The following is a 26,940-nucleotide window of genomic DNA, read 5'->3' as shown; positions in this document are numbered from 1 at the left end:
AAGAAGAATAATGACGTCACATCCGAAGCCCGTCCGCCCCGTTTCCATCATGCGTCGCTTTCTCGACAGCGAATCTGCTGGTGGTATTGTTCTCATGGCCGCTGCAGCGCTCGCGCTGATCGTTGCGAATTCGCCTTTTTCCAAGGTCTATTTCGGCGCATTGCAGTCCTATATTGGTCCACTCAGTCTTTCGCATTGGATCAATGATGCGCTGATGGCCGTCTTCTTTCTGCTGGTCGGACTTGAGATAAAACGTGAGTTTCTCGATGGCCAGCTTGCAAGCTGGCCTAATCGCATTTTGCCGGGCATAGCTGCTGCAGGCGGCGTCATCGTGCCCGCACTGATTTTCGTTGCCTTCAATTATAACGATCCTGAGAAAGTGCGCGGCTGGGCTGTACCGTCGGCCACCGACATCGCTTTCGCGCTTGGCGTTTTATCGCTGCTCGGATCGCGCGTGCCGTCAAGCCTCAAGGTCTTTCTGGCGACGCTTGCCATTCTCGATGATCTGGCAGCAGTGATCATCATTGCGATCTTTTATACTGCTGAGATTTCCATGCCTTATCTGGGCGCAGCATTTGCAACGGCCGCCGTTCTGTTTGCTATGAACCGCATAGGCGTCTCGAAACTGCTACCCTATCTCATTGGCGCTGCCATATTGTGGTTCTTCGTGCTCAATTCCGGCGTTCATGCGACCGTTGCAGGCGTTGTCGCGGCTCTCATGATCCCGCTGAAGCCCGCCAAAGCGAAGCCGGATGATATGACTTCGCCACTTCATACGCTGGAGCACGCTCTGGCAAAACCTGTCGCTTTCTTCATCGTTCCAGTGTTCGGTTTTGCCAATGCCGGTATTTCGTTCACCGGAATGACGCCTTCCATCATCTTCGATACTCTGCCGCTTGGCATCATGCTCGGTCTTTTTGTCGGCAAACAGCTTGGCGTGTTTGGTGCTGCATGGCTCGCAATCAAAACAGGTCTGGCACAGCGGCCAATGGGTGCCAGCTGGGGGCAGATATATGGTGTTTCACTTCTTTGCGGCATCGGCTTCACGATGAGCATTTTTATCGGGCTTTTGTCCTATCAGTCGGAACTATTACAGGCCGAGACAAAAATCGGCGTTCTAACGGGCTCCGCACTCTCTGCAATATGTGGCTATGTACTGCTCAGAATGCTGGCCAAGCCGAAAAAATGACGAAAATACAATGCCCGGAACGAAATTCCGGGCATTTTTCTTTGTGTTTGCCAATTTGCTTCCTACATTCGCTGCAACAAGCATTTTTCAGGTTGGAGTTTGATTTGTCAGGAATATTGTCCCGCTTCATTCCGCGTCGTTTTCGCAAAAAAGAGATTGAAATCCCTGTTGTGCGTTTGCATGGCGTGATCATGAGCGGCGGTTCATCACTTCGCCCATCGTTGTCGCTCGCAAGTGCTTCCGCTGTGCTCGAAAAGGCCTTCACTGACAAGGAAACGCCAGCAGTCGCCATTTCCATCAATTCGCCCGGTGGCTCACCGGTGCAGTCACGCCTCATCTATCGTCGTATTCGCGATTTGGCAGACGAGCATCAGAAGCGAGTTTTTGTCTTTGTGGAAGATGCTGCTGCATCAGGCGGTTACATGATTGCGCTCGCAGGTGATGAGATCATCGCCGATCCGTCGTCGATTGTCGGCTCCATCGGCGTTGTTTCAGCGTCGTTCGGTTTCCCGGAGCTGCTTAAGAAAATCGGCGTCGAACGCCGTGTCTATACAGCAGGCCAAAACAAGTCGACGCTTGATCCGTTTCAGCCAGAGAAGGAAGCCGATATTGAACGTCTCAAATCGCTTCAGCTTGAAATTCACCAGACCTTCATCGACATGGTGAAGGAGCGTCGCGGCAGCAAACTCGCCGATGACGAGAGCCTCTTCACCGGCTTATTCTGGACAGGCATTAAAGGCAAAGAACTGGGCCTCGTTGACGGACTTGGGGATATGCGCAGCTTCCTGCGCAAGACCTATGGTGACAAGGTGAAGCTCAAGCTGATTGAACCCAAGCGCGGACTACTCGGACGTAAGGCACCGGGTGTCGAAATAGCGCTTAGTGGCATTGATCCTGCTGCGATCGCAGCTAATCTCGGTGACGGCCTTCTGTCAGTCGCCGAAGAAAAGGCGCTCTGGGCGCGATATGGCCTTTGAAATTCATTGTTTCACCATGATATGATGCATAATCCTACAAAGTAGTGTTATGCTGCCTGCGAATAAGTTTCACTCCGTGATCCCGAAAAGGCCTTTCGGGAACCTATGCTAGCCTGAGGATTAGAGGCCATGCCCCAGCTTATCTTTCTGCTGTTGATACTCGCTGCCGCCTGGTACGGTTATCGCTCGTTCAAGCGCGAAGCGGTACGTGTTACCCAGCGCGTTCGTCGGGCAGAAAAAGAGGCCCAGAACCGCGCCCATGGCACACTGGTTCAGGACCCGAAGACGGGTGAATATTACGTCAAAAAAGACTAATATTAATTTCATTCTGAATGCATCATTCTGCTGAGGCTGCCACTCTGGATCGTCCTTCTGTTCATCGCGTGGCACCGGCCAAGGTTAATCTCGCGCTGCATGTGACAGGGCGTAGAGATGATGGCTATCATCTGCTCGATATGCTGGTCGTCTTTGCTGATTATGGCGACCGCATCACCATCGAAGAAGCCGACGAAGATAGTTTCAGCATTGGCGGGCGCTTCGCTCAAGGCATACCGCTTGATAGCGGCAATCTAGTCGTCAAGGCGCGCGACGCTTTGCGATCACATGCGGATCGCGCGCTTACCCCCGTTTCAATCCACTTAGAGAAGAACTTGCCCGTCGCGTCAGGCATCGGCGGTGGTTCCAGCGACGCGGCGGCAACGCTTCTCGCACTCAACGAAATCTGGCGGCTCAATCTGGACCTCGACACGCTGGCTGAACTCGGGCTCAATTTGGGCGCCGACCTTCCCATGTGTCTGCGTGGTGCCGCTCTCGGAGCACCGCTTGTTGCGCGTGGCATCGGTGAACAACTCACCGCAATACCGCAAATGCCATCGTTTCCGATACTGCTGGTCAATGATGGCACCGCTGTTGCGACGCCCGATGTCTTCCGTGCGTTGACAAAGCGTGACAACCAGCAGCTCCCGGCACCTGCACATGGCGATGTTGAAAGCATCTGCACATATCTCGGCTCAACCCGTAACGACCTTCTGCACGCAGCGCTGGCTCTTGCCCCGCAGATTAACGGTAAGCTTGATCTGCTACGTGCGCATGGCGCGCTTTATGCGCAAATGTCCGGCTCAGGCGCTACCTGCTTTGCAATCTTCAAAGATCAGCAAAGCGCGGATGCCGCCGCATCTCAAATCCTGGCGAAAAATCCCAACTGGTTCGTGGTTTCAAGCCAAACAGCTCCGTCAGCGCTCTGACAAAACGGTCATTTTCTCGCCTCACACTGTTCACATATACTTGAATAAACCGTGTTGTCTTGGACATTTTGCCCGTTTCAAGGGTTTATTGTCTACTCTTTAAGATACAATCTGTGAACCAAACGGTAGCTAGGCGCAGCCGATTGAAAGGCATATCTCTTGGTCATCGAAACGACGAACACAACGTCGCTTCACAAAACCAAGGAGATAGAAAATGAAAAAGTTTGCTCTTGCTGCCGTAGCCGTTGCCCTTAGCGCCGGTGCAGCTTTCGCTGAAAATCCAAATGTTGGCACCCCTGCCGATCTTTATGCAAATGACCGCACACCAGTTGCAGCCCAGCAGGTCGATCACACTGCAACCGCTTCGATTGGTCAGTCTTCGTTTCAGGACGGTTCGGCTCATCGCTTCGGTGATGCATCGCCTTCGAGCTTCCAGAACTAAGCCCAGCTTACCAAACCGCGTTTCAATCTGACTACATCAGATCAACGCATACGAGTTATCTCCCCGGTGGATGGCATTGGTGCCACCCCGGTGCCCCGGAAGCACTGATGCCATCCAAAGGGCGATGAAGAAGGAATAGAAAAATGAAAAAGTTTGCTCTTGCTGCCGTAGCCGTTGCTCTTAGCACCGGTGCAGCTTTCGCTGAAAACCCACATGTTGGTGAACCTGCCGATCTTTATGCAAATGACCGCACGCCAGTTGCAACACAGCAGGTTGATAACACTGCAACCGCTTCTATCGGTCAGACGACCACTTATCAGGACGGTTCTGCTCATCGCTTTGGCGACGCATCGCCTTCAAGCTATCAGAACTAATATCAGCGCAAGCCGGTAGAATACAAAAAGGCGAAGCCCTCAGGCTCCGCCTTTTGTTGTTTTTGGTGGTAAAATCTGATGCGGAAGCCGGATTGGCTTGAGTCGTTTCAAGACAGCGCCAGGAACGCCTCCATCTCCGACTACGGGTCGAATTGTTATGACGGGCGCCAGAAGCCCATTATCGAGTGAAGGTTTCGCGCCCAAAAGCTTACCCATCAGGCCTAAATCCTGAGGCGATGAAAACCGCGCAGGCGATTGGCTCATTTCCATATGCCGACGCACCGCGTCTTCCCAACCGTCTGCAAGAATAGCACCCGGTTTCAGCAACAAAAGCCAGTCCGCTCGCAGATCATCAAAAGCCGACTGCAAATCCGTTTCGTCGTAAAGTGAGCAACCTGCCCCCTCTGCAACCAACCTTGTCTCGTCAGTGGACGCCCTATCCACAACGACAACACGACGCAATAGCCCTTCCACAACTGCCGGCACCAGTGCTGACAGTGTTTGGGCCAGAAGCCCCTCAGAATTTCGCGTGAAAATCAGAACTGATAACATGCTTTCTTTTATATCAAGGCCGCGTGATCGAAAAGCTTTCGGATTATATGTTCTTGCTTTGTTCCCGACGTTGGATTACGAATAGATTCTGAAACGAGAGAGTCGGTTATGGAAATTATCCAGCAGGCAGACAAGGCAGCATTCGGAACAGGACGGGCGGAACATGCCAACGCGCTTGTCGGTGAAGCAGGCCTGCGCATTGACCACTCGCGACGTCGTGGGCGCGGTGCAGGCATCAATCCTAGCGGCCGGTTCGAACCAACCACACGACACGAATTTGATGATGGCTGGGAGACACTTGAAGACCTGCCACCTTTCAAGACGGATGTTCAGGTTGAGAAGCCCCGCACCATCATCACGCGCAATGATTCACCGGATATCAGCTTCGACCGTTCGATTAACCCTTATCGCGGTTGCGAGCATGGTTGCATTTACTGTTTTGCGCGGCCAACACATAGCTATATGGGGCTTTCAGCCGGGCTTGATTTCGAGGCACGTCTGTTCGCCAAACCGGATGCACCACGCCTGCTGGAGCGCGAACTGGCAAAACCCGGCTATCAGGCCAAGACCATAGCAATTGGCACCAATACCGATCCCTATCAGCCCATCGAGAAAAAATGGCGCGTAATGCGCGAGATTCTTGAAGTGCTGGAGGCTGCCAATCATCCTGTCGGCATCGTCACCAAGTCAGCTCTGGTCGTGCGGGATATTGATATCCTGTCTCGCATGGCTGAAAAGGGGCTAGCCAAAGTAGCGCTTTCAGTCACCACGCTTGATGCCAATCTTGCGCGCACAATGGAGCCCCGCGCATCAACGCCGACTTTGCGCCTGCAGGCCATTCGCAAGCTCGCCGATGCCGGCATTCCGTCGAATGTGATGATGGGACCGATCATACCCGGCATCAACGATCATGAGATTGAGCGTATTCTGGATGCAGCTTACGCACAGGGCGCACGCGAAGCAGGCTATGTACTGCTCCGTTTACCGCTTGAAGTAGCCCCTTTGTTCAAAGACTGGCTGCTGCGCAATTATCCTGATCGCTATCGCCATGTCATGTCGCTTGTGCGCTCCATGCGTGACGGGAAAGACTACGATGCCGAATGGGACAAACGTATGCGTGGAACAGGCCCTTATGCTTGGCAAATTGGTCGTCGCTTCGAGATCGCTGCACGCAAGCTCGGCTTCAATTCAAAGCGTATTCCCCTGCGCACGGATCTGTTTGAGCCTGTTGAGAAGGGTGGCAAACAGCTTTCGCTTTTTTAAGCGGCGCTACTTCTGGATAACGGCGCTTCTATCATCAAAGTGAGGTGAAAGAGCCCTGTGTCTTGTTGGCTTTAAGTGTGCATGAGTTGTCAGTTGTGAGTTTGATCCCCGTCTGGTTTTTTCAGGCGGAAGGCCCCTGCTTTTACGCCACTATCCTCGGCAGGGACCTTGCGGAGAATCAGAAGCAATGCGAGCATTGCCGCCAAATGAAACGCTTGAGTTCTGATTCTCCGCTCCTCTTTGAAATCCCGCTTGCCCCCGACTTCTCCGAAGAGAGAAGGCATATGTCGCGAGGGCTTCGCCATATTGCAGGTATTGATGAAGCTGGCCGCGGCCCACTCGCCGGTCCGGTCGTTGCAGCTACGGTGGTGCTTGATCCGAATGACCTCCCAGAAGGGTTAGATGATTCAAAGCGGTTGAAAGCTGCCAAGCGCGACGCGCTTTACGAAATCATCCTCGCCAAAGCACTGACCGTTTCTGTTGCAAGCCTAAGCGCGCGGAGTATAGACGCCAGTGACATTCGCAAAGCAGCGCTTGAAGCAATGCGTCGTTCATTGATGGGGCTGACACTCAGCCCGGATCATGCCTTGATTGACGGACGCGATGTACCGCCCGGTTTGCCCTGCGCCGGTTCTGCATTGGTGAAAGGCGATCAACGTTCTATCTCAATTGCGGCCGCATCAATCGTTGCGAAAGTTACACGTGACCGAATGATGATCCGTGCCGGTCTAGCCCATCCACCATACGGTCTCGAGGTACATGCTGGTTACGGTACGGCCAAGCATCGAGCGGCTATTGATACCGATGGGCCGGTGCCTGGCATCCACCGCTATACCTTCGCGCCGATCAAAGGGCGCTATAGCGTCTAGATCATGATCAATGAAAGGCTTAAACCGTCGCCAGTTTGGCTGCAAAGCCAAAAAGCAGAGCTGCAAAGCCCCAACGCTGAATAGATTGTATGATCGGATATCGCTTGAACAGGTTGCCGAGTGACGATCCTGCAAAGGCATAGATCGTATCGAACGACAGCCCGACGATGGTCATTATCCCACCCAGAAATGCAAACTGCATCATGATACTGCCTCTGTCTGGATGCACGAACTGCGGCAATAGAACCGAGCAGAAAAGCAAAGCTTTCGGGTTCAGCAGATTGGTGAGTAAACCCTTACGGGCGGACGCCAAATAAGAGCGTCGTTCGATGCCATTGGTTGCTGTATCGAGGGACGCCATTGGGTGACGCAAAATGCCGATCGCAATCCAGACCAGATAACAGGCACTCACGATCCGCACGAATTGAAACGCGATTGGAAATGCGTGCAGGAGAGCGGCCAAACCAAATGCAGCGAGCAGGACGTGGCAAGCACGGGCCGTTGCAAGCCCTGCGGCAGCAGCTAGCGCATGGCCTCTGCCCTGCGCCGCTCCCGTCTGTAGAAGCAGAATCATGTCCGGCCCAGGAAGAAGAAATGCAGCCGCCAGTGCGCTTGCAAATAACCACGTCTCGCTCATCAATAACGCCCCGAACAGCTAAAATTCACGCAGCTGCCATCGGGTTGGCTCATTGCATATGATGAATGAGCTACAGCTGATAGAGCTTTCCGAAGCTAACTCGTAAGTGCAGTCCGTGTCCTTGCGTTTTATGGTGCGGAGTGGATCGAAGTTGATATAATCTGCCAATATGACTTTTCAGAATGGTGGCTTATGCCAAAATTAAAACTAGACGCAACGGACCGTAAGATACTCGCTGCACTGCAAGACGATGCGCGTCTTTCAAACGTTCAGCTTGCCGATAAAATAGGGCTATCCCCTTCCCCGTGTTTGCGACGAGTCAAACTCCTCGAAAAAGCTGGCGTCATTCAAGGCTACCACGCGGCACTCGACCGCAATGCCGTAGGACTGGGACTGTCTGTCTTTGTTGGCATCCGTGTAGAGCGCCATCATGAGGAAACAGCAACAGCATTCCGTACGTCAGTGCAGAACCTGCCTGAAGTCTTTTCCTGCCATCTTGTATCGGGAGAATCCGACTTCCTGTTGCAAGTCGTCGTGGCTGACCTCGCAGCCTATGAACGCTTTCTAACCGGCACTTTATTGCGCCTTCCAGGCGTTATAGATATCCGTAGCAATTTCGCGATCCAGACGGTCAAAGCGCAAGGGGAACTGGCGCTCAGCCAAATCGCTGAACCGGACGCGGATTAAGAACTGCTTCCTTGAAACAGAAGACAGAACAGCAAAAAAACGCCGCCCTTTTGAGGCGGCGTTTCTTAAAACTATCAGATTGCCGAACTTAGTTCAGGTTGGTCTTAACCTGACCGAGTGCATCCTTGAACAAGGTGCCTGCAACCTTTGCGTCGACCTTGTCGGCAACGATCTTGCCAGCAGCGGCTACTGCCAGATCAACAGCAGAAGCGCGGACTGCATTGATTGCATCGGTTTCAGCAGTTGCAATCTTCTGCTCAGCAAGCTTGTTGCGGCGAACAACATATTCTTCAGTCGCACGCTTGGCATCTTCAAGAAGAGCCTTTGCTTCGCGTTCAGCGGCGGCAACGATGTCGCCAGCTTCTTTTTCCGCTTCCTTGCGCTTGCGGTGATATTCAGCAAGAAGCTGTTGTGCTTCTTCGCGCAGGGTGCGGGCTTCTTCTAGTTCCTTCTTGATATTCTCGGCACGCTCATCGAGCGAACGACCGATCATACCTGGAACCTTCAGGTAAACAATCAGAGCAATGAAGAGAAGAAGAGCAATAAATGCCCAAAATGTTGAATCCATTTTCGTCTCCTCAGGCGTTTGCGGTTTTGACTGCTGCGGTTACATCAGCCTTATCAGCTTTTGTACCCAGGAGCTGTTCAACAATCGCAGACGTGGTTTCTTCAGCGATCGTACCGACATCGCTCATGGCCTTGGCCTTGATTGCGGCGATACGTTCTTCAGCTTCTGCCAGCTTACTTTCAAGAGCAGCTTCCGCAGTCGCACGTTCTGCGTCTGCTTCGCCTTTGCCTTTTTCGCGAGCAGCTTCGGCAATCGAAGCAGCCTTGGTGCGGGCAGCGGCTAGTTCCTGCTCATAGGCAGCAATAGCGTTGTCTGCATCCTGCTTGAGGCGTGCAGCCTGCTCGAGATCCTGCGCGATACGGTCACGACGGTTTTCAATCACGCCACCGATGCGCGGGAGAACCACACGCGACAGGAACAGATAGAAAAGGCCGAAAGTGATCGCCAGCCACAGAAGCTGCGATGCATAATGGGTGGAATCGAACGGCGGGAATACGCCGCTGCCGTGTCCGGCATCGTGCGCGACCCCGGTTTCGGTGTGCACAGCATCGGCTGCGCCGTGCTCGCCAGCAGCTGGTGCCGGTTGCGATTCGGTGGCGGTTTGGGCAAACGCCGTGGACACGAACATCCAGATTTCCCCTTTAATCCAGCATATTCTTTTCCAGAGAATAACTCTGGAAGTTCTGGAATATGCTCACTCAGACTTCATATGAAAAGGCCAGCCGCGCTGCATTTCAAGATACAGATCGCGGCAGGCCAGTTTCTTGCGACTGTTGATTAAACAGCGAAGAGGAGCAGAAGCGCGATGAGCAGCGAGAAGATGCCCAGAGCTTCCGTCACAGCGAAACCAAACACGAGACGGCCGAACTGGCTGTCAGCAGCGGATGGGTTACGCAGAGCGCCCGAGAGATAGCTACCGAAAATGTTGCCGAGGCCGAGAGCCGTACCGGCCATACCGAAACAGGCGAGACCGGCGCCGATGTACTTTGCTGCTTCCGCTTCCATGTTAAAGCTCCTTCTGGATTGCAAATTAGTGCGGATTTCTGTTCTGGCGGAAACCCGCCGGCGAGAACCTTAGTGACCCGGATGTACTGCGTCGTTGATGTACATGCAGGTAAGAACGGTGAAGACGTAGGCCTGGAGGAATGCAACCAGGAACTCAAGCGCGGTGATCGCGACCGTCATGATGAGAGGCAGGATAGCGCCGCCAACACCCAGTGCACCAAGCGAGCTCAGCGAGACAACGAAGCCTGCGAAAACCTTGAGCGTGATGTGGCCTGCCAGCATGTTCGCGAAAAGACGAACCGAGAGGCTGATTGGGCGCGAGAGGAACGAAATGATTTCAATGGCAACAACCAGCGGCACGATGATGCCCGGAACGCCGCTTGGTACGAACAGCTTGAGGAAGCCGAGACCATGCTTATAGAAACCGTAGATGATGACTGTACCGATAACCAGCAGAGAAAGAGCGAAGGTTACGATGATCTGGCTTGTGACCGTGTAGAAATAAGGGAACAGGCCGATAAAGTTTGCGACGAGCACGAACATGAACAGCGAGAAAACAAAGGGGAAGAACTTCATACCCTTTGAGCCAGCTGAATCTCTCAAGCTGGACGCCACAAATTCATATGCCATTTCCGAAACCGACTGAAGGCGGCTTGGAACCAGACCACGGCTCGACGATGTGAAGTAGAGGAAGCCTGATGCAAGCACCACAGTTGCGACCATGAAAGCCGAAACATTGGTAAACGACAGGTCCAAACCACCGACGTCGATAGGAATCAACCGGGAAACCTGGAACTGATGGATCGGATCGTTGGCCAACTTAACCTCGTCTGTCGTTCCTGCCCTAAGGCGTTTCAGTCTCGGGCGAACCGCCCGCTTTGTCTCAAATGTCTATACGCGAACATTTTCGTGATGTCCGCGAAGACTTATTCCTTATCGCTCTTTTCCACGCTAGACTTAATGTTGCCTTGATCGGCGACATAACCTGCGGAACGGAGCACATTGAGGGTGCCTGCACCGAAGCCTAGAAGGAGAAATACGATTAACCCCCATGGCGACGTGCCCGCGTAGCGATCAAGAGCCCAACCAATTACCGCACCAACCACGATACCAGCGATAAATTCACTGGAGAGTTTCATGGCCTGCGCGACGGAACTGGATGTTTCCGACCGCTCATCCTCGGAAGCTGGTGCCTTGAGCACACCTTTTTTGGCCAATTCGACCTCAAGGCGATTCAAACGCTGATCCAGCCCCCCAGAAACAGTTTTGCCGTCCACATTCTTGCTTTGACCGGGTGTTTTTCCCGGCTCAGTGCCGCTCGTCATTGGCAGCTCCTTTTTGCAAGAAATGCGGGCGCTACAAGCCCATTTCCAAGTTGCGCGCAACATATTGACACACCGCCCGCTAGTCAAGGCAGTCAAGCAGTTGCTTCAGAAGGTTTTTTCTCTTGGAAATACAATAATTTAGCTATTGGTGCGACTCATTTTCCGATCAAAGTCGAAGAACAGGCAGCAATTCGGCCTCAAAATTGGAATCGAATTGGGCGAAAGTCAGCACATAGATTCATCATTGTGCACGCGTTTCAAGCGACCCTTCAGACAAATAAATGTGTCCGAAAGTGATCGCACCCATGCTGTCGCTTATCAGCTCCAACCGCCGCCATAGGTGCGATAGAACACATGAAGGCCAATCTTGGTCATCTTCTTCATGGTCGGCGCCCAGAATGGGCTGACATAGGTTGCATGATAATGGGTGGATGAACCAACTTCCGGCAACCAGATCTGGCCTGCGGTCACAGTCTTTGCCACCTGCTGTGCAAGACGCCATTGCGGAATCTCGGTTACACGATGCTTCTGACCGTCACAGGCGAAGGAAAACTGGCAGGCATTGAGCCAGTTCCGGTTTTGATAGACAACGCCGCAGATCGTGCCGGGATAAGCAGGATTACGCACACGATTGAGCACTACCTGAGCAACTGCCACCTGCCCTTTGACGTTTTCTCCGCGCGCTTCGTAGTAAACCGCTTCGGCGAGGCACTTCTGCTCTTTGGTTCCAAATGATTCTGCAGGCAGAGGCGTTGCAGCCCATGCATGATCCTGATCGCTGATTGGCGGCACGAAGCGGCCTGCATCGGCTTCCGGTGTCAGAATGCTCTCGAAGGGAGAGGTTTTGCCATAGTCAGGCTTAGAAGGCGCATAGCCCAACGCGAGAACGTCGGGCTGATCATTGTTGATTAGCTTTGCCAGTTGCACCGGCATGTCCGGTTTGGGCTTGGGCGGTTTGACCGCATGAAACGCCATTGCGATTTCGACCTCCTTGCCCTCGACACTGGACTTGGAGAAAGCCATACGCGCATCAATCTTCTCACGAGGGGCAGTAATCATGCTGATCTTCTCAAACATGCTACCTGCATTGAAAGTCCGCGCTGGAGCTTTCGGCTTCACAGAGACAAGACGACCGGTCTTATCGGAGCGATTGATGCGGTTTTCATCGGGATTGGGATCGTCAACACCCAGCTTGGCAGTCTTCTTGCCACCCGAAAGCGCTACGCGACCAATACCCGGAACTTCGATACCGCTGCTGGCGATGCTGCCAGTGACGGTCGTGGCGTCGACAAAAGGCATTTCTGCCTGATGGAGCGATCCGACGGGAGCTTTGGCAACAAACGCGGTCCAGCGATGACCGGCTATATCAGCCGTCGGCACAAGGCTGGCCATGTCCTGAAAGGCGATTGCATTGGAATTGAAGAGATAGGTGATTGCCGCCAGAACCAGCGGCACGAGACGATGCGGCTTATGCAGAACCTGACGCGGTTTTGCGCGTACGGCGTAATAGCGACCATCCTCCGGGCAATAGCCCGTCACCGGATAGTGCCATACCGGCTCGGCTACGGCCTTTGACCGGCCAAACAGCGCTCGTATGGAACCAAAACGCACCGCAAACTCCACTCGCAACGATTACTTAACTATAGCGAATAATGGAGTATTAACCTTGATGGATCGTTAACGCGCCTTTGTTTACCCTTTGAAAATGTTGATTAATTTTGAATTAACGGTGTTTGATGGCTGTTTGTTTTCATTTGCTTTTTTAGCCTTCTCAATAGCAAATATGTGCAGGGTGAAACGCCTGCGCTTTAACTCGGATGCAGAAGGAATTTTGAATAATGGGCAAAAAGCGATCGAAAGTTCTTATATTGGCGCTGGCAGCCCTCACCTTTGCGGCTCCAATAGTGAATGCTCAGACGCCAGACCGTACAATCATTCTCGCTGATACGGTGAAGTTAACGCGTTGGGCTGACATTCATCAGGTGCCTGACCCGGCACACAATGACCCTTACTATCATCTGGAAGTGTTCGAGCATAAGAAAGGGGCTAAGCCCTGGGTGTTCAAACGGCTCGCTCACCATATGGTCATTACGCCCGACGCACTCGATAAGAGTCGCACTCAGAAGCAAGCCAAAACCTATGCCTATAAGGACGTGGAGTTTTGGATCACGTACAAGCATTGGCGCGACAATCCAGAAAGTCGCGCCCAGACACCTGTTTGTGAGACAACAATCATTGACTGCCTGCGAAACTAACCTGAGTTATTCATAGGCTGAATCGAAGAAGGCCTTCTCAAGCTCTACGGCGCGCTGAAAAAAGCTACGGCATTCTGCTTCCGTCTGAGGCCCAACTCGATCAAGCTCTGATCTCAGAAAGGCAACAAAATCTGAAAAATAAGGGTTGTCGTGTAAAACAATCCACTCAGAGAAAACAAAACTTTCGGGTAGGTTGCTGGGAGCCTTTTGCGCCCAATCGAGATAAAGCCATTCTGCAACCGTCAGAACGGAGAGACAGGCGGCATACGAACCCGAAGTCGCAGCTTCCAGCATTAATGCTTTAAAGGCTGCGGTTGGTTCCGCGTCTGGTGCATCATAACGTTCAACATGGCTTACATCGAGCGCAGCAAAAGCGCGTTCAAAATAAGAATTTTCGTCATTACTAATCATGCCGATGAAGCGCCCAAGTGTCAGCTTGGCATCCATATTATCGCAATTGACGAGTACGCCACCCAGGAGCGACAGGAAGCAATCGATAAAGCGATGATCCTGAACGAGATAGCGCTTCATAACTTCCTGCGGAACAGAGCCATCAAACATTTCCTGCACCAAACGGTGTTGAACGGCCTCGGACCAGAATGGCTCAGCGCTTTTGCGCAAATTTTCGGAAAATCGTTCCGATTTTTGTTCAGCGATTATCGACATAAGTGGGCCTTGGCTCCGCATTCTTGAGGACTTCAAGTAAGCTTAGCCGCCCATCCCGATCATCACAATGCGAAGCCGCGAGACTTGTGCTTTTAAAAGACATCTGGAAAAACGGTCTTGAACAGGCCACAGAGCAGAAATAAGCGGGCAATATGATCAAGAAAATCCTCTTCGCTGTCGTTGTCATCGCTGTTGCTTTGTTTGGCTATACAAAGGTTATGGCGCGCATTGGTTCTGGTGAACCACCGCAGCCTGCTCCCGCCGGACAACAAGCCGATGCCATAGAGGTCAATAAAGGCGAACGCCGGATGACCCTGCTTCGGGATGGCACCGTGATTGGCACATATCGCATTGCGCTTGGTGGGAATGGCGATGGAGGACACAAGGCGCGCGAAGGTGATCAGAAGACGCCCGAAGGCGCTTACATCATCGACTGGCGCAATCCGCGCTCAATGGCACATCTGAGCTTGCATGTTTCCTATCCGAATGCAGCAGATCAGAACGCCGCCGATGCGGCCGGGTATTCGCCCGGCGGCAATATCATGATCCACGGCTTGCCCAATGGTTGGGGCTTGCTTGCACCGGTGCATCACCTTTGGGACTGGACGGATGGCTGCATCGGCGTGACCAATGCTGAAATGCGCGAAATATGGTCCAAGGTGCCAAATGGCACCCCGATTACCATCATGCCTTAAGCTGCTTTAACAGCCCAACGTTCGATGTCTGTGCTCTGACCAATCAATGCCAGACCATTGGCAATCGAATCAAACTGGTTCGAGCTTGTCACCATCGCGTCGGGGAAACGCTTCTCAAAAGCGGTACGGATCGCGGGCACAAAGGAAGTGCCGCCCGTCAGGAACACGCGGTCGATCCCGTCAAACGTCAGGCCTGCATTCTCCACAGCCTGCTCGACCGACTGCTCGATATTCGCCACATCATCGGCGATCCAATTATCGAAGTCGTTGCGGGTAATGTCTGAGCGGATCTCGAAATCGTCCGCCTTGAAGTGAAGCTCGGAAATTCTTTCCGATGACAAACGGACTTTGAGATTTGAGACCGCGCGATAGATCTCATAACCATAATCATTTTCGATCAGGTGAATGAAATGTTCGAGCGGCTCCGGATCGACAGCATTCTTGGCAAGATCGGTCAGAGCGCGAATCGTTGCGGGCGAATTCATCAGGAACAATGTGTTCCAGCGTGCGAAATTTGCATAATAGTGCTTGGGCACCGGCAAGCGCTTGCCGAAGGATTTATATTCACCATTCTTGCCAAGCAGCGGCGATACCGCATTGTCGATGATGCGATAATCGAATGTATCGCCCGCAATGCCGAGACCCGTCTGGCTCAGCGGCGTGAAACTCAGGCCATCCGCGCCCACTTCGAACCGCACAATGGAGAAGTCGCTCGTGCCGCCACCAAAGTCAGCAACGAGAACAGTCGACTCGGCTTTCAGTTCCTGTGCGTAGAAATATGCAGCCGCCACCGGCTCATAGACATAATGAATATCTGTGAAGCCAAAAGCGCGGAACGCTTTTTCATAACGCTGCATGGCCAGCTCTTCGTCCGGCGTTGCACCTGCAAAGATGACGGGGCGTCCAATGACAACACGATTGCCCTTCGGAGGCAGCCGATCCCCAAGACGCGCAGCAACTGATTCCAGAAACGTCTCAAGAATATCTTCAAACTTGAAACGTTTGCCGAAGACCGGTGTGTCGGTGAAAGATTTTTGAGCCGCAAAGGTCTTGAAAGACTGCAACATACGGGTCGAATGCGGCGCATTCACAAATGCATCCATCGCCCACGGCCCGCTTTCCGATGTGCGTTCGCCGGTTTCCCGATCCTGCCAGAAACACAGGATCGAGCGATAACCGGCGATATCGACGCCATCTTTCGGCACACTCAGCACTGCAGTCGAACCATCGGGCGATGCAAGCGACAAAACAGTATTTGTCGTGCCGAAGTCGATGCCCAGTGTGACGCCGTCAAACTGGCTCTGGTTCACTGTCGTCATGATCTGCCTCTGATGGTGGGGATTTTCAGGAGGCGGCGGATTAGCAGACCAAGGATGCAGACTCAACCCTTGATGCAAAGATCAGGCTGCGTCCACTTCGACAGTCACATGAGACAATCCATGGATATGACCGAGGCGTTCCTTATAAACAGACGGCAACTTGGGGCTATGCGAGGCAATCGCAACAATCGCCGCATGATGTCCCGGACCGATCTGCCAGATGTGCAGATCGGTGATGTGATCCCCCGAACGCTCAAGGTGGTTCATGATTTCGTTCTTGAGGCGCCCCGCTTCTGGAACAGCATCAAGCAGAACCTGACCGGAATCACGGATCAGTCCCCACGACCAGCGCGCAATAACCAGCGCCCCAACAACACCCATCAATGGATCGGCCCAGAGCCAGCCATAGCTTTTGCCAACCAGAAGTGCGGCAATCGCAAGCACAGAGGTCAGTGCGTCAGCTAAAACATGCAGATAGGCCGCCCGGAGATTGTTATCCCGCACCTTCTCATGCGTATGACCTGTTTCATCATTATGGTCATGGTCATGGTCATGTTCGTGATGATGGCTGTGCCCATGGTGGTGGCCGTGATCGTCTTTCAGCAGCCATGCACTGACGAGATTGACGACCAGTCCCACCACGGCAACTGCAATTGCCTGATTAAAGCTGATCTCAATCGGGTTTGTCAGGCGAAGGAAGCTCTCCCACCCAATCAACAAGGCAATCAGGGCCAGCACTACGGCGCTAGCAAAACCAGCGAGATCGCCCAGCTTTCCGGTACCGAAACTGAAACGCGGATCATGCGCGTGACGTCGTGAATAGGAATAGGCGAGCGCGGTAATCAGCATGGCGCCTGCATGGGTGGACATATGCCAGCCGTCAGCTACGAGAGCCATGGAACCATAAATCGAGCCCGCAATGATTTCGACGACCATCATGGTCGCAGTCAGAGCAATAACAAGCCAGACCTTGCGTTCGTTTCGATGATGGTCTTCGCCGAGAAAGACGTGTTCATGCGACGCCGATGAATTATGAACTGAATAATGTGCGTGGTGATGGTTCCCAGCCATGGGACGCTCCTTACTATTTCATATAGGCGCGGATGACCTCGATCATCTCGTCACCACCCTTTCGACGTTCACCAGCGTCGTCGATTTCGACAACATGTTCACGCAGATGATCCTCCATCACCTCCGCTGTTAGTCCGGTCAGCGCTCCGCGCGCTGATGCAAGCTGCCGCAACACTTCGGCACAGGCTGCTTCCGAAGCCAGTGCGCGCTCAACGCCTTCGAGCTGCCCCTTGATGCGGCGAACGCGGGCAATGAGCTTTTCCTTCTGGTGGATGGTGTGCGACATGAGAACCTGCTGCTGAAATATAGTATAGGGGACTATACTACAGATTCTATCATTGAGGAAGCCTACCTGCTGTAACACTTGTGGGAGGGGATTTTTGAAAGCTCGCATCGCGCTTCCATTCGCACTATCTATCCGCACATAATTCGACGCAAAACGCATCGCATACAAAATGACTGGAGAGCCTATGTCACGCTTTGAAGGAACCACCGCTGTTGTAACGGGCGCTGCCCGCGGCCTTGGCGCAGCGCTCGCCTTCTCACTGGCCGAAGCCGGATGCAATGTCGTGCTTTGCGGGCGTAGTATGAAAGCTCTCGAAGACACTGCCGATAAGATTACAAAACATTCCGGACGCAGAGTTGATACCGTGCAGGTTGATCTCGCTGATATGGCAAGCGTTACGGCTGCCATCGACGCCATTAAAGCGAGCCATCCTACAATCGACATTCTCGTAAACAACGGCGCGATGTGGCTTGAAGACAGACAGGAAGACTATTCAGAGGCAGAAGTTGCAGGCGTCATCAATGCCGCTGTCACAGGAACGTTCCTGTTCACACAAGGGCTTCTGCCTGCACTCAATAATTCAAACAGCCCGGATATCATAACAATCGGCTCGATCAGTGGTTTGCCCAACGCGCCGTTACAGACTGTTTCGGTGCCTTTCTATGCCGCGAAGCGCGCGCAGGCCGCACTCGCGGATGGCCTACGGCAAAAGCTTGCGGGAACACCTGTCCGTTCCATCGTCGTTCATCCACCATATCTCGAAGACGCTTCGCCACTGGATAATAGTTGGGAAGCTTCGGCCAATCGGCAGAAAGGTCAAGCGGCCACCAGTCGCGATATCGTCGAATCCGTGCTCTTTGCCCTCACCCGCCCACGTCATGTAACATTATCGATCACTGTCGATGCTGATGAAGGTGGCGTGTTTGGTTAAGACCCATCATACGGCGCGCGATGCTTTTCAGCTTCGGCGCGATCAGACAACGGGGCTTGAAGCTTTGGGTGCACGGTTTCATAGCCATGCCTATGACATGCATTTCCATGATGAATGGCTGGTGGGCGTGACGCATTATGGTGTGCAGGATTTTTTCTGTCGCGGACAGCGACGTCAGAGTACCACTGGCAAGATTATGCTCATTGAGCCGGGCGAATTGCATGATGGGCAGGCTATTCAGGACGATGGCTTTGCCTATTCCATGCTTTATCTGCCGCAATCGCTGATTAGACAGGAAATGGGTGGCAACGATGCTGCAATCGGATTTCGCAGCACATTAACCGACGACCCTCAACTGGCGCAGGCAGTGATGCGAACCACAAGTCTGATTATTGAAGCCGCACCACGGCTGTCGGTTGAAGAAAGCCGCGACCAAATCATTGCACTTCTTTGCAGACATCTCGGACGAGCAGAGCCTAAGCCTGACATTATCGCATCTGATATTTCTGCACGGGCGATGGACTATCTCCGCGCACATTTTGAAGAAGATATCGGACTTGAGCAATTGGTCGAAGCCGTCGGCGCGACCGATCGCTTCTCCCTTTCGCGCAGTTTTCGACGCCGCTACGGAACCTCGCTTCACGCCTATCTGGTGCAATTGCGGCTCGCTGCTGCACGTCGGTTATTGCGTGAGCAGGAAACGCCTGCACAGGCCGCCATGCTGAGTGGCTTTGCCGATCAAAGCCATATGGGCCGATGGTTTCGACGCGCTTATGGACTAACGCCAGCACAATATCGTCGTGGGCGCACAAACGTTCCAGATTTGCCGCGTTAGCTACGCTACCTGCTCCATTTTGAGCGCGCATCTTTTCCGAAAACAATCACACACTTTTCGGGATGCGTTTTTTAAAAGGAGCATCCTATGATTTTCGATACAAAAATTGCCATTCTGGTGCAAAGCGATCTGCAAATCTGGCAAAAACTCAATGTCACGGCTTTTTTGGCCTCTGGTATTGCCGGTGCAGTTCCAAATGGTATTGGCGAGCCATATGTGGATGCGCTCGGGCGGGAACATGCCCGTCTGTTCAGCCAGCCGGTGGTCGTATTTTCAGCGTCACTCGAAATTCTCCAACGCGCATGGCAGCAATCCCTGCAACGGGATTTAACGCGTGCAGCCTATGTCCGTGCGATGTTTGCAACCGGCCACGATGCTGCCAATCGCGAAGTCTTCCGTGCCGAAAATGCCGATACACCGGATCTGGTCGGCCTCGCTCTTCATGGCCCCAAGAAAGACATCGACAAAGCGATCAAGGGCGCACAGTTGCACCCCTGATAGAGTAGATTATTGAGGCCGCAGGAAACGTGTGATCATCGTGGTCAACAGCTTGCGGCTCTCCTCAAAGCTCACATCCGGCACCATCAAAGGCAGCATGGGCGCTGCATCCAGCACCGCAATCAGCATCGCACTCGTATGCCCTACATCCAGCGATGGATCGACTTCGCCGCGAGCCTGCCCTGCTTTCAAGGTATCAGCCAGCATTCTGCGAATGCTGGCTGTATTGTTGCGCAGAATTTCCCTGATACGCTCGCTTCGGCCCGCCTCAGACAACAGCTCAAACAGAATGCGGCAATGATCGACCTCATTCCAACCGCTCATGCCCCAGAGTTCTGACAGCAACACAGTGGCAGTGTCTTGCCCTTCCGGATGGCTTGCAAAATCTCCATGCAACTTACGCAGATATTCATCTGCCATTTGCTCCACGATTTCCTCCTTGCTGGAGAAGTAGTGGTAGAGATGGCCGGGGCTGATTTCCGCCTCCTTGCAGATTTTTGCAATGGATGCGCCCTGCAATCCTTCGCGCAAAAAACAGCGATGTGCAGCTTCCAGAATCTCCAACCGCTTTTCTTCGTGCTTTTCAGGATTGACGGTGCGAACCATTCATATCTCCATAAATAGATCATTCATTCTAATTATGCTTGACACTGGGTCGAGCATAAATAGAGTGATAACTCTAATATACCATTCTGCCTCGGCAGATGCACCTAAAACAGCAGTACAGACGAAATGTCACGCCCGAAAATACCAGTTCGGGCGACGGGTTTTGTCGCGCCCAATCTGAGAATTCGCAACATGACTATCCGCTCCGTCTTCACCACTGGCCTTGCTTTTTTGCTGGCTGCATTTTTTGTGTTCGGCGCTTATGGCAATTTTTTGCTTTCACCCCAGAACGCGGCCTCCTATGCCCGCTGGGGCTATCCGGACTGGTTTCACTATATAACCGCTACTCTGGAACTGGCGGCCGCAGCATTGTTGATCAACCCAGCCACACGAAAACTGGGTGCTGCAATAGGCAGTTTTGTCATGGCAGCAGCCAGTCTCACGACGCTTTTTCATGCCGAATACGACCAGGCGATTGCACCTCTGATCGTGCTCACCGTGTCATTGCTGACACTCATTCTGTCTCAGGGCGTACACCCAGAAAACTAACTCAAGCTCTACACTATGGAGAACTACAATGACTGGACTCTCACACGAGGCCGGGAGCCTCGACGCGTCTTCAGCCAACTGGGCTGATCTGTTTTCAGGTCGGCATCTGGCCGTTGTTTCCGTCATGGCGGGTGGCATTCTGCTCTATGCAATGAATCTTTATTTCACGGCAGCTCTGATGCCTTCCATTGTTATGGATATTGGTGGGCAAAATTATTATGCGTGGGTCACAACGGCCTTCGTCATTGCAGCCATTGTTGCATCGCTGTTCGTAAGTCGTGTACTCGACTGGAAGGGTGCCGCATCTGCCTATGTTATCGCCTTCACAATCTTTGCTCTCGGAGCGATTGGTGCTGCGATCAGCCCTACAATGGAATTGCTGATTGCGGCCCGCGTTGTTCAGGGGCTGGGCGGTGGTCTGCTCGCTGGTCTCGGCTATGCTGTGATCCGGTCTGCCCTTCCTGAAAAGCTCTGGGCGCGTGCGACAGGTGTTGTTTCCGCAATGTGGGGGCTTGGCACGCTGTTCGGCCCGTCATTGGGTGGCTTGTTTGCAGAATTTGGTTTGTGGCGATGGGCCTATGCCGCACTGGCAGCGGCCGCACTTCTGCTGGCCATCATTGCCCGTGGCTCCTTCAAACAGTCAAAGGCCAGCGGCTATCGCGCGCCCGTGCCATTTGCTTCACTTATCCCTCTGTTGCTGGCAATTATCGCAATTAGCATCAGCTCTATTCTGCCAATCGGCTTACCAACATTGATTGCTGTCGGCATCGGCATTCTTTTGCTTATCGTCTTCGTATCGATTGAACGCGGTGCCACAAACACCATCCTCCCGCGCATAACCTATCTGCCGGGCAATTCGTTGAAATGGACTTACCTGACCGTCGCAGCATTGAGCGCTGGCGTCATGCTCGAAAACTTTATCCCCTTGTTCAGCCAGCAACTCGCCGGTCTCAGCCCTCTATTGGCAGGGCTATTGGGTGCCGTTCTGTCACTCGCCTGGGTGATCGCACAGCTTTTTGCCGTATCGATCAATTCAGAAGTGACCCGCCGCCGTGCCATTCGTCTCGGACCTTTGCTGTTGGCAGTTGGCCTTATCACCTACAGCCTGCTCCTCATCGATCATGCATCCACGGCGACAGTGCTGCTATGGACGATAGCGCTCGGCGTGGCCGGTCTCGGAATTGGCATCTCCTGGCCACTGCTCGGCGTTGCAGCCATGAGCAGTACCAACGACCCCGCCGAAGGCGGCAAGGCAGCAGCGGCGATTACCACCACGCAGCTCATCGCCTTCTCGATCACATCGGCAATTGCCGGAACTTTAATGAGTGCAGGCGATGGGACACCGCTTAATGCCGCAACCAATGTTTCACTTGGCATTGCGATTCTATGCATGCTTGGCATCGCATCAGCAGGGCTTGCTACCCGTAAGCGCAGCTAAAATAAAAGCCCGGTTTTGCGACCGGGCTTTTGCTTATCTCTTCTTCTTTGCGCGACCGGCAAACGGATTTTCCGATGTTGTCAGTGACAAGCGGATCGGCACGCCGGGCATTTCGAATGTCTCACGCAAGCCGTTCACCAGATAGCGCACATAGGATTGTGGCATCGCGTCAGGGCGCGAGCAGTTCACGACGAAGCCCGGAGGACGGGTCTTCACCTGCGTCATATACTTGACCTTCAGGCGACGACCAGAAACAGCCGGAGGTGGCTGATGCGCAATAACGCCCGCAAGCCAGCGATTGAGGCGACCTGTCGAAATACGACGGTTCCAGATTTCGTGGGTAGCGACAAGGTTTTCCATAAGCTTGTCGAGGCCCTGACCGCGTTCACCGGAAATCGGCACAGCGCGAATACCACGCACCTGCGGCAACAGACGTGCAGTCTTTTCGTAAAGATCCGCGAGAACCATCTGGCGGTCTTCGATCAAATCCCACTTGTTAAACGCGATGATAGGCGCGCGGCCTTCGCGGATAATAAGATCGGCGATCTGCAGATCCTGCTTTTCAAACGGGATCGTCGCATCGAGAACGATGATAACCACTTCGGCAAAGCGAATAGCGCGCAGGCCATCGGCGACCGAAAGCTTTTCAAGCTTTTCCTGAACGCGCGATTTGCGGCGCAAACCAGCCGTGTCGTAAAGCTTGATCTTACGGCCACGCCATTCCCAATCAACCGAAATAGAATCGCGTGTGATGCCAGCTTCCGGACCGGTCAGAAGACGGTCTTCGCCGAGCATCGTGTTGATCATCGTGGACTTGCCCGCATTCGGACGTCCGACAATGGCAATGCGCAGAGGCTTGGTAGCGTCGTAAGCCGGAATTTCTTCTTCATCCGGGTCTTCAATATCGTCGCCGATCAGCTCGCCAACAGCCTTTGGTGTAAAGACTTCGTCAGCAGCTTCCTCTTCCTTCTCATCGGCAAAGACGCGTTCTTCACCCAGAAGTTCGACGATAGCATCGCGAAGGTCAGGCATACCCTGACCATGTTCAGCAGAAATCGGGCACGGCTCACCAAGACCAAGCTGGAAAGCATCATAAAGACCCGACTGCGCGCCGCGAGCTTCCGACTTGTTGGCAACCAGAACGACCGGACGGCCTGAACGACGTACAACTTCAGCGAAAGTCGCATCGGTTGGTGTAATGCCAGCTTTAGCATCGATCACAAACAGGATCGCGTCGGCTTCCTGAATGGCCGCTTCGGTCTGCGCGCGCATACGCGCTTCCAGACTATCGTTTGCAGCTTCTTCAAGGCCAGCCGTATCGATTACCTGAAACTTCAGATCGTAAAGCTTTGCATCATGGATGCGCCGGTCGCGCGTAACGCCCGGCAAGTCATCGACCAGCGCCAGCTTGCGGCCGACGAGGCGATTAAACAGTGTGGACTTGCCGACATTGGGACGCCCGACGATGGCGAGAGTGAAACCCATAGGTTCGTATTACTCCGAAGATAAACGCGGATTAGCCCTGTTGAGCTTCTGGCACAGTAACGCCAGCGCCGCGCATGAGATCAAGCATTGTATTGGCGCGCTGGCGGATATTTGCCGGCGCCAGATTGTCATTGGCAATCTGCTGATAGAGCTTGGCAGCATCGTCGAAACGCTCTGCCTTCCAAGCAGCAAGGCCCAGCGCTTCACGCGCGCCGGAACGCATTGGATTGCCATCTGCCGAAAGCGTTTCAACGCGCTTTGCGACATCATCATAAGAACCAGAATCAACGAGCAGATAGGCTGCGCGCAAGCGAGCGACATCGCGCATCGGTGACGGCACTGCATTATCTGCAGCGACCGCGTCAAATGCGGCAACCGCTGCAGCCGCGTCACCCTTTGCAGCCTGAACAGAGGCCGCACGCATACGTGCCAGAACCGGATAAGAACCGTAACCGGTCTTTTCCAGATCATCGAGCGCTGCAATGGCTTCATCGTTCTTGCCGGAAGCGGCGAGATCAAGTGCTGCCAGGAACTTGTCACCGGAAGCAGAAGCTTTGCTGTCGGTCCAGTGCTGATAACCAACCCAGGCAGCGGTTCCGATAACAACCGCAACCGCACCGCCGATCAGCAGTGGGCCGAAGTTTTTCCAAACCTGTTTTGCCCGTTCCGAACGGAGTTCCTCGTTTACCTCGCGAATGAAACTGTCGTCTGCCATGGACCTGCCGTTTTTATTGGAGTGCAGCACTTGTGGAGCCGCGCTCGAAAATTCGTTGATCTTAATTTGTATGTTCTGGCGCTTTTAGTCGGAATTCGCGCCATATGTAAGACCTGTCATAGAAACAATATGCATTTCTGTCTGAGCTTCGCCATATTTTGTGACTAACAGGCAACTTTTCCAGTCAGATTGCGTTCATTCCCCCATGCGCCTCATCACTCCCGCCGTGCTTATTGCTTCCGCACTTGCTGCAAGCCCCACAATCGCCCAGACAACGAAGCCGCAATATGTGCTGATTTCGTTTGATGGCGCGCATGATAACAAGCTCTGGACGCGCTCGCGGGAACTGGCGAAAAACAACAACGCGCATTTCACCTATTTTCTCTCCTGCGTCTTCCTGATGACCAAGAAAGACCGGCGCGACTATCAGCCCCCACATAAACGTGCTGGCGCATCCAATGTGGGCTTTGCACTCAGTCACGATGAGGTTGTGGCTCGTCTTGGCAATATCTGGCAGGCGCATCTTGAGGGCAACGAAATCGCAAGTCACGGCTGCGGGCACTTTGACGGCACCGACTGGTCAACCGCTGACTGGGACAAGGAAATCAAGGAATTCCGTCGTATCACTGCCGATGCTTACAAGAATAACGGCATTGAAGGCGAACCCGAAGGCTGGCAGGAGCTAGCCCACAACGGCATAAACGGCTTCCGTGCACCCTATCTTGCCGCATCCAAGCCCGTTCAGGATGCGTTGAAAGACAATGGTTTTCGCTATCAGGCATCGTCCATTACCCGCGGACCAGAGTTGCCTCAAATAGCCGGCCAGTTCGCGTCTTTTGGCTTGCCGCTGATCCCGGAGGGACCATCGCAACGGCTTATTGTTGGCATGGATTACAATCTCTACGTCCGCCATTCCAAGGGCAAGGAAGCACCCGCTCAATCAGCCGAATTTGAAGACCGGGCCTATAAGGCTTTCCGCACGGCTTTCGACAAGCAATATGATGGTGAACGCATTCCTCTACAGCTCGGCTTTCATTTCGTACTGATGAATGATGGCGCCTACTGGCGCGCCATGGAACGTCTCGTTTCTGAGGTCTGCAACAAGCCGGATGTCAAATGTACGACCTATAATGACTATCTCAACAGCATCGATATGCCTAACAGCCACGCTGTTCAAAACAGATCATAGAACGGCTGTTTGCTGTCGGCCTCATGCCGACAGCCCCAGATTTTCTTGATCCAGAACGGGTAGTGGATCGCCATCGATAGCAGCTTCAAAGCTGCGCAGACGCTTGTAGATCGACAGAAGCTCAATAATCGTCGTCCATGAATTGACGAGATACTGGAAAGAGCCGCGTACTTGATCGAATACATTGGAAATCTGGCTCATCAAACCGAGCGTCAGCTTACCCGCAACAATTGACGGTATTAACAGCAGAAGCGGAAAAATATTGTCCGCCTGCAGATAGAAAATACGCGCTACGTTGAAATAGACATAGTGGAAATAAAGCCGGAAATAGTTGTGGCGAACGTTTGTGAAAAGCTCGCGCATTGTAACAGGCTCAGCGCGATCGGCATGATCTTCGCCATAAACCAGTTCCTTACGATAGGCTGCTTCCACCCGCTGATTGTTGAACTCCAGCCCGGGTAACTTGATACCAACAAGCGCGAGAAAGCCGGTTCCAAAGATTGCCCAAACGATTGCGGCCCAGACCAGCGCATGAGGAATTACGCCAACTATTGGAAGTTCGCTGACCTTTTCGGAGAAAGTGAACAGCACCGGCAAGAAGGCAATCAGCGTCATGATCGACTTTACAAGGCTGACGCCTAGCTGTTCCAACGTGGAAGAAAAGCGCATCGTATCTTCCTGCACACGCTGCGCAGCACCTTCGATATGGCGCAGCTTCTGCCAGTGCAGCATGTAATAATCATTCATAGCCGTTCGCCAGCGGAAGATATAATGGCTGACAAAGAACAAGCTGACCACGCCGACTGTGATGGCAAGAAAAGCGATCCCGGCAAAATCCACTGCACCCCAATAGAAATCGGCAGCGGAAACGGCGCCCGGTGTGCTCAGCCCTTTCTGCACCATATCGTAGAAAGGTCCATACCAGGCATTGATCGCGACACTGACCTGAACGCCGAAATAGGTCGTAAACAGGATCAATGCTGAACCAAGGACAGACCAGCGCTGCCAGCGATGCGGTGAGAATGCGCTCCAGAAAGCATAGAACGCAAACACAGCGACTGCGAAATAAATGTAGAACCACAAAAATGGTGCGGACCAGAAGACACTCGCGCCGATGATTGGCGCCGCATCTGCTGCTGCGGGCGGCAGGCCTATGAACCGCCCAAGATTGCTTCCCCCATCATACCAGCCAATCACGGCCAGAAGTGTCCAGAGAAGTGCCGACGAAAAAAACAGTTTGGGGCGCGGAAAAAACGATACGAACATCGGG

General features: G+C 53.2%; 33 protein-coding genes. 17 read left to right on the top strand and 16 right to left on the bottom strand.

The annotated features are described in order from the left end of the window. The first annotated feature begins 10 nt into the window (after window positions 1-10). The 6 genes from nhaA to KMS41_01995 all read left to right on the top strand — a co-directional run bounded on the left by nhaA (window position 11) and on the right by KMS41_01995 (window position 4,226). Window positions 11-1,189, top strand: a complete 1,179-nt coding sequence (gene nhaA / locus KMS41_02020) for a Na+/H+ antiporter NhaA (protein ID QWK78048.1) — start codon at window positions 11-13, stop codon at window positions 1,187-1,189. Window positions 1,190-1,293: 104 nt separating this feature from the next. After that, window positions 1,294-2,166 carry a S49 family peptidase gene (locus tag KMS41_02015; protein QWK78047.1) on the top strand — a complete coding sequence of 291 codons (873 nt, stop codon included), beginning with the start codon at window positions 1,294-1,296 and terminating at the stop codon, window positions 2,164-2,166. Between the two features lie 129 nt (window positions 2,167-2,295). Then, window positions 2,296-2,481 carry a hypothetical protein gene (locus tag KMS41_02010; protein QWK78046.1) on the top strand — a complete coding sequence of 62 codons (186 nt, stop codon included), beginning with the start codon at window positions 2,296-2,298 and terminating at the stop codon, window positions 2,479-2,481. 17 nt (window positions 2,482-2,498) lie between these two features. Beyond that, window positions 2,499-3,410 carry a 4-(cytidine 5'-diphospho)-2-C-methyl-D-erythritol kinase gene (locus tag KMS41_02005; protein QWK78045.1) on the top strand — a complete coding sequence of 304 codons (912 nt, stop codon included), beginning with the start codon at window positions 2,499-2,501 and terminating at the stop codon, window positions 3,408-3,410. Window positions 3,411-3,624: 214 nt separating this feature from the next. Beyond that, window positions 3,625-3,852 carry a hypothetical protein gene (locus tag KMS41_02000; protein QWK78044.1) on the top strand — a complete coding sequence of 76 codons (228 nt, stop codon included), beginning with the start codon at window positions 3,625-3,627 and terminating at the stop codon, window positions 3,850-3,852. A 143-nt stretch (window positions 3,853-3,995) separates the two neighbouring features. Beyond that, window positions 3,996-4,226, top strand: a complete 231-nt coding sequence (locus KMS41_01995) for a hypothetical protein (GenBank protein QWK78043.1) — start codon at window positions 3,996-3,998, stop codon at window positions 4,224-4,226. A gap of 39 nt (window positions 4,227-4,265) precedes the next feature. On the opposite strand, the gene KMS41_01990 is transcribed toward KMS41_01995, so the two are convergent. Further along, entirely contained in the window at window positions 4,266-4,778 is a 513-nt protein-coding gene (locus KMS41_01990) for a glycosyl transferase (GenBank protein ID QWK78042.1), read from the bottom strand. Window positions 4,779-4,886: 108 nt separating this feature from the next. Between KMS41_01990 and KMS41_01985 the strand changes: the two genes are divergently transcribed. Together KMS41_01985 and KMS41_01980 are read left to right on the top strand one after the other, a co-directional pair. Continuing rightward, on the top strand, window positions 4,887-6,041 hold the full coding sequence (locus KMS41_01985; GenBank protein ID QWK78041.1) for a PA0069 family radical SAM protein: 1,155 nt from the start codon (window positions 4,887-4,889) through the stop codon (window positions 6,039-6,041). 206 nt (window positions 6,042-6,247) lie between these two features. After that, window positions 6,248-6,910 carry a ribonuclease HII gene (locus tag KMS41_01980; protein ID QWK78040.1) on the top strand — a complete coding sequence of 221 codons (663 nt, stop codon included), beginning with the start codon at window positions 6,248-6,250 and terminating at the stop codon, window positions 6,908-6,910. Between the two features lie 19 nt (window positions 6,911-6,929). Here the strand turns inward: KMS41_01980 and KMS41_01975 are convergent, their stop codons facing one another. Next, entirely contained in the window at window positions 6,930-7,547 is a 618-nt protein-coding gene (locus KMS41_01975; protein QWK78039.1) for a LysE family translocator, read from the bottom strand. 192 nt (window positions 7,548-7,739) lie between these two features. On the opposite strand from KMS41_01975, the gene KMS41_01970 reads away from it, so the two are divergent. Further along, the gene (locus tag KMS41_01970; protein ID QWK78038.1) at window positions 7,740-8,234 is read left to right on the top strand and encodes an Lrp/AsnC family transcriptional regulator; all 495 of its coding nucleotides are present in this window, start codon (window positions 7,740-7,742) and stop codon (window positions 8,232-8,234) included. 88 nt (window positions 8,235-8,322) lie between these two features. Here KMS41_01970 and KMS41_01965 read toward each other — a convergent pair whose 3' ends face one another. From KMS41_01965 to KMS41_01940, 6 genes are all read right to left on the bottom strand, one after another. Beyond that, window positions 8,323-8,802 (bottom strand): F0F1 ATP synthase subunit B, encoded by a 480-nt coding sequence (locus tag KMS41_01965; protein ID QWK78037.1) that lies wholly within the window; start codon window positions 8,800-8,802, stop codon window positions 8,323-8,325. A 10-nt stretch (window positions 8,803-8,812) separates the two neighbouring features. After that, on the bottom strand, window positions 8,813-9,430 hold the full coding sequence (locus KMS41_01960) for a F0F1 ATP synthase subunit B (protein ID QWK78036.1): 618 nt from the start codon (window positions 9,428-9,430) through the stop codon (window positions 8,813-8,815). A gap of 149 nt (window positions 9,431-9,579) precedes the next feature. After that, window positions 9,580-9,807, bottom strand: coding sequence for a F0F1 ATP synthase subunit C (locus KMS41_01955; GenBank protein QWK78035.1), 228 nt, complete (start codon window positions 9,805-9,807; stop codon window positions 9,580-9,582). 69 nt (window positions 9,808-9,876) lie between these two features. Continuing rightward, window positions 9,877-10,626 (bottom strand): F0F1 ATP synthase subunit A, encoded by a 750-nt coding sequence (locus tag KMS41_01950; GenBank protein QWK78034.1) that lies wholly within the window; start codon window positions 10,624-10,626, stop codon window positions 9,877-9,879. 107 nt (window positions 10,627-10,733) lie between these two features. After that, the gene (locus KMS41_01945) at window positions 10,734-11,132 is read right to left on the bottom strand and encodes an AtpZ/AtpI family protein (protein ID QWK78033.1); all 399 of its coding nucleotides are present in this window, start codon (window positions 11,130-11,132) and stop codon (window positions 10,734-10,736) included. 318 nt (window positions 11,133-11,450) lie between these two features. After that, a complete protein-coding gene (locus tag KMS41_01940) occupies window positions 11,451-12,743 on the bottom strand; it encodes a cell wall hydrolase (protein ID QWK78032.1) in 1,293 nt (430 codons plus the stop codon). A gap of 227 nt (window positions 12,744-12,970) precedes the next feature. Here KMS41_01940 and KMS41_01935 point away from each other — a divergent pair, with 227 nt between their 5' ends. After that, window positions 12,971-13,387, top strand: coding sequence for a DUF5086 domain-containing protein (locus tag KMS41_01935; protein QWK78031.1), 417 nt, complete (start codon window positions 12,971-12,973; stop codon window positions 13,385-13,387). A gap of 6 nt (window positions 13,388-13,393) precedes the next feature. Here KMS41_01935 and KMS41_01930 read toward each other — a convergent pair whose 3' ends face one another. Further along, window positions 13,394-14,053: a TenA family protein gene (locus tag KMS41_01930; protein ID QWK78030.1), complete on the bottom strand. Its 660-nt coding sequence runs from the start codon at window positions 14,051-14,053 to the stop codon at window positions 13,394-13,396. A 152-nt stretch (window positions 14,054-14,205) separates the two neighbouring features. Between KMS41_01930 and KMS41_01925 the strand changes: the two genes are divergently transcribed. Continuing rightward, window positions 14,206-14,748, top strand: a complete 543-nt coding sequence (locus tag KMS41_01925; protein QWK78029.1) for a L,D-transpeptidase family protein — start codon at window positions 14,206-14,208, stop codon at window positions 14,746-14,748. On the opposite strand, the gene KMS41_01920 is transcribed toward KMS41_01925, so the two are convergent. The 3 genes from KMS41_01920 to KMS41_01910 form a co-directional block, all read right to left on the bottom strand. Beyond that, complete coding sequence (locus tag KMS41_01920) at window positions 14,745-16,067, bottom strand: Hsp70 family protein (protein QWK78028.1); 1,323 nt, start codon at window positions 16,065-16,067, stop codon at window positions 14,745-14,747. The two genes, KMS41_01925 and KMS41_01920, sit on opposite strands and share 4 nt — an antisense overlap. Before the next feature lie 81 nt (window positions 16,068-16,148). Beyond that, window positions 16,149-17,138, bottom strand: coding sequence for a CDF family Co(II)/Ni(II) efflux transporter DmeF (gene dmeF, locus KMS41_01915; GenBank protein QWK78027.1), 990 nt, complete (start codon window positions 17,136-17,138; stop codon window positions 16,149-16,151). 13 nt (window positions 17,139-17,151) lie between these two features. Then, window positions 17,152-17,424 carry a metal/formaldehyde-sensitive transcriptional repressor gene (locus tag KMS41_01910; GenBank protein QWK78026.1) on the bottom strand — a complete coding sequence of 91 codons (273 nt, stop codon included), beginning with the start codon at window positions 17,422-17,424 and terminating at the stop codon, window positions 17,152-17,154. Between the two features lie 184 nt (window positions 17,425-17,608). Between KMS41_01910 and KMS41_01905 the strand changes: the two genes are divergently transcribed. From KMS41_01905 to KMS41_01895, 3 genes are all read left to right on the top strand, one after another. Next, window positions 17,609-18,355 (top strand): SDR family NAD(P)-dependent oxidoreductase, encoded by a 747-nt coding sequence (locus KMS41_01905; protein ID QWK78025.1) that lies wholly within the window; start codon window positions 17,609-17,611, stop codon window positions 18,353-18,355. After that, entirely contained in the window at window positions 18,333-19,190 is an 858-nt protein-coding gene (locus tag KMS41_01900) for an AraC family transcriptional regulator (protein QWK78739.1), read from the top strand. Before KMS41_01905 ends, KMS41_01900 begins: the two co-directional genes overlap by 23 nt. Window positions 19,191-19,277: 87 nt before the next feature. Continuing rightward, on the top strand, window positions 19,278-19,688 hold the full coding sequence (locus KMS41_01895) for a DUF2000 domain-containing protein (GenBank protein QWK78024.1): 411 nt from the start codon (window positions 19,278-19,280) through the stop codon (window positions 19,686-19,688). A gap of 9 nt (window positions 19,689-19,697) precedes the next feature. On the opposite strand, the gene KMS41_01890 is transcribed toward KMS41_01895, so the two are convergent. Further along, entirely contained in the window at window positions 19,698-20,294 is a 597-nt protein-coding gene (locus KMS41_01890; protein ID QWK78023.1) for a TetR/AcrR family transcriptional regulator, read from the bottom strand. 192 nt (window positions 20,295-20,486) lie between these two features. Here KMS41_01890 and KMS41_01885 point away from each other — a divergent pair, with 192 nt between their 5' ends. Both KMS41_01885 and KMS41_01880 read left to right on the top strand, forming a co-directional pair. Further along, window positions 20,487-20,843, top strand: coding sequence for a DoxX family protein (locus KMS41_01885; GenBank protein QWK78022.1), 357 nt, complete (start codon window positions 20,487-20,489; stop codon window positions 20,841-20,843). Window positions 20,844-20,871: 28 nt separating this feature from the next. Then, complete coding sequence (locus KMS41_01880; protein QWK78021.1) at window positions 20,872-22,281, top strand: MFS transporter; 1,410 nt, start codon at window positions 20,872-20,874, stop codon at window positions 22,279-22,281. Window positions 22,282-22,314: 33 nt separating this feature from the next. Here KMS41_01880 and der read toward each other — a convergent pair whose 3' ends face one another. After that, window positions 22,315-23,766, bottom strand: a complete 1,452-nt coding sequence (der, locus tag KMS41_01875) for a ribosome biogenesis GTPase Der (GenBank protein QWK78020.1) — start codon at window positions 23,764-23,766, stop codon at window positions 22,315-22,317. Window positions 23,767-23,797: 31 nt separating this feature from the next. Further along, entirely contained in the window at window positions 23,798-24,481 is a 684-nt protein-coding gene (locus KMS41_01870; GenBank protein ID QWK78019.1) for a tetratricopeptide repeat protein, read from the bottom strand. Between the two features lie 205 nt (window positions 24,482-24,686). On the opposite strand from KMS41_01870, the gene KMS41_01865 reads away from it, so the two are divergent. After that, entirely contained in the window at window positions 24,687-25,670 is a 984-nt protein-coding gene (locus KMS41_01865) for a polysaccharide deacetylase (GenBank protein ID QWK78018.1), read from the top strand. 21 nt (window positions 25,671-25,691) lie between these two features. Here the strand turns inward: KMS41_01865 and sbmA are convergent, their stop codons facing one another. Further along, entirely contained in the window at window positions 25,692-26,936 is a 1,245-nt protein-coding gene (gene sbmA / locus KMS41_01860; GenBank protein QWK78017.1) for a peptide antibiotic transporter SbmA, read from the bottom strand. Between the last annotated feature and the right edge of the window lie 4 nt (window positions 26,937-26,940).

The organism is Ochrobactrum sp. BTU1, assembly GCA_018798825.1.
Lineage (GTDB): Bacteria > Pseudomonadota > Alphaproteobacteria > Rhizobiales > Rhizobiaceae > Brucella.
The sequence above is the reverse complement of the archived record's forward strand: the minus strand, read 5'-3'. Positions and strand labels throughout refer to the sequence as shown.

Coding starts and splice junctions, on each gene's coding strand:
- KMS41_01995 (QWK78043.1), top strand. CDS start 3,996: ATGAAAAAGTTTGCTCTTGCTGCCGTAGCCGTTGCTCTTAGCACCGGT.
- KMS41_01865 (QWK78018.1), top strand. CDS start 24,687: ATGCGCCTCATCACTCCCGCCGTGCTTATTGCTTCCGCACTTGCTGCA.
- KMS41_01880 (QWK78021.1), top strand. CDS start 20,872: ATGACTGGACTCTCACACGAGGCCGGGAGCCTCGACGCGTCTTCAGCC.
- KMS41_01895 (QWK78024.1), top strand. CDS start 19,278: ATGATTTTCGATACAAAAATTGCCATTCTGGTGCAAAGCGATCTGCAA.
- KMS41_02010 (QWK78046.1), top strand. CDS start 2,296: ATGCCCCAGCTTATCTTTCTGCTGTTGATACTCGCTGCCGCCTGGTAC.
- KMS41_01870 (QWK78019.1), bottom strand. CDS start 24,481: ATGGCAGACGACAGTTTCATTCGCGAGGTAAACGAGGAACTCCGTTCG.
- KMS41_01985 (QWK78041.1), top strand. CDS start 4,887: ATGGAAATTATCCAGCAGGCAGACAAGGCAGCATTCGGAACAGGACGG.
- KMS41_01970 (QWK78038.1), top strand. CDS start 7,740: ATGCCAAAATTAAAACTAGACGCAACGGACCGTAAGATACTCGCTGCA.
- KMS41_01960 (QWK78036.1), bottom strand. CDS start 9,430: ATGTTCGTGTCCACGGCGTTTGCCCAAACCGCCACCGAATCGCAACCG.
- KMS41_01935 (QWK78031.1), top strand. CDS start 12,971: ATGGGCAAAAAGCGATCGAAAGTTCTTATATTGGCGCTGGCAGCCCTC.
- KMS41_01925 (QWK78029.1), top strand. CDS start 14,206: ATGATCAAGAAAATCCTCTTCGCTGTCGTTGTCATCGCTGTTGCTTTG.
- KMS41_01955 (QWK78035.1), bottom strand. CDS start 9,807: ATGGAAGCGGAAGCAGCAAAGTACATCGGCGCCGGTCTCGCCTGTTTC.
- KMS41_01990 (QWK78042.1), bottom strand. CDS start 4,778: ATGTTATCAGTTCTGATTTTCACGCGAAATTCTGAGGGGCTTCTGGCC.
- KMS41_01975 (QWK78039.1), bottom strand. CDS start 7,547: ATGAGCGAGACGTGGTTATTTGCAAGCGCACTGGCGGCTGCATTTCTT.
- KMS41_01965 (QWK78037.1), bottom strand. CDS start 8,802: ATGGATTCAACATTTTGGGCATTTATTGCTCTTCTTCTCTTCATTGCT.
- sbmA (QWK78017.1), bottom strand. CDS start 26,936: ATGTTCGTATCGTTTTTTCCGCGCCCCAAACTGTTTTTTTCGTCGGCA.
- der (QWK78020.1), bottom strand. CDS start 23,766: ATGGGTTTCACTCTCGCCATCGTCGGGCGTCCCAATGTCGGCAAGTCC.
- KMS41_01945 (QWK78033.1), bottom strand. CDS start 11,132: ATGACGAGCGGCACTGAGCCGGGAAAAACACCCGGTCAAAGCAAGAAT.
- KMS41_02000 (QWK78044.1), top strand. CDS start 3,625: ATGAAAAAGTTTGCTCTTGCTGCCGTAGCCGTTGCCCTTAGCGCCGGT.
- nhaA (QWK78048.1), top strand. CDS start 11: ATGACGTCACATCCGAAGCCCGTCCGCCCCGTTTCCATCATGCGTCGC.
- KMS41_01920 (QWK78028.1), bottom strand. CDS start 16,067: ATGACGACAGTGAACCAGAGCCAGTTTGACGGCGTCACACTGGGCATC.
- KMS41_02005 (QWK78045.1), top strand. CDS start 2,499: ATGCATCATTCTGCTGAGGCTGCCACTCTGGATCGTCCTTCTGTTCAT.
- KMS41_01980 (QWK78040.1), top strand. CDS start 6,248: ATGAAACGCTTGAGTTCTGATTCTCCGCTCCTCTTTGAAATCCCGCTT.
- KMS41_01930 (QWK78030.1), bottom strand. CDS start 14,053: ATGTCGATAATCGCTGAACAAAAATCGGAACGATTTTCCGAAAATTTG.
- KMS41_01910 (QWK78026.1), bottom strand. CDS start 17,424: ATGTCGCACACCATCCACCAGAAGGAAAAGCTCATTGCCCGCGTTCGC.
- KMS41_01900 (QWK78739.1), top strand. CDS start 18,333: ATGAAGGTGGCGTGTTTGGTTAAGACCCATCATACGGCGCGCGATGCT.
- KMS41_01890 (QWK78023.1), bottom strand. CDS start 20,294: ATGGTTCGCACCGTCAATCCTGAAAAGCACGAAGAAAAGCGGTTGGAG.
- dmeF (QWK78027.1), bottom strand. CDS start 17,138: ATGGCTGGGAACCATCACCACGCACATTATTCAGTTCATAATTCATCG.
- KMS41_01885 (QWK78022.1), top strand. CDS start 20,487: ATGACTATCCGCTCCGTCTTCACCACTGGCCTTGCTTTTTTGCTGGCT.
- KMS41_01905 (QWK78025.1), top strand. CDS start 17,609: ATGTCACGCTTTGAAGGAACCACCGCTGTTGTAACGGGCGCTGCCCGC.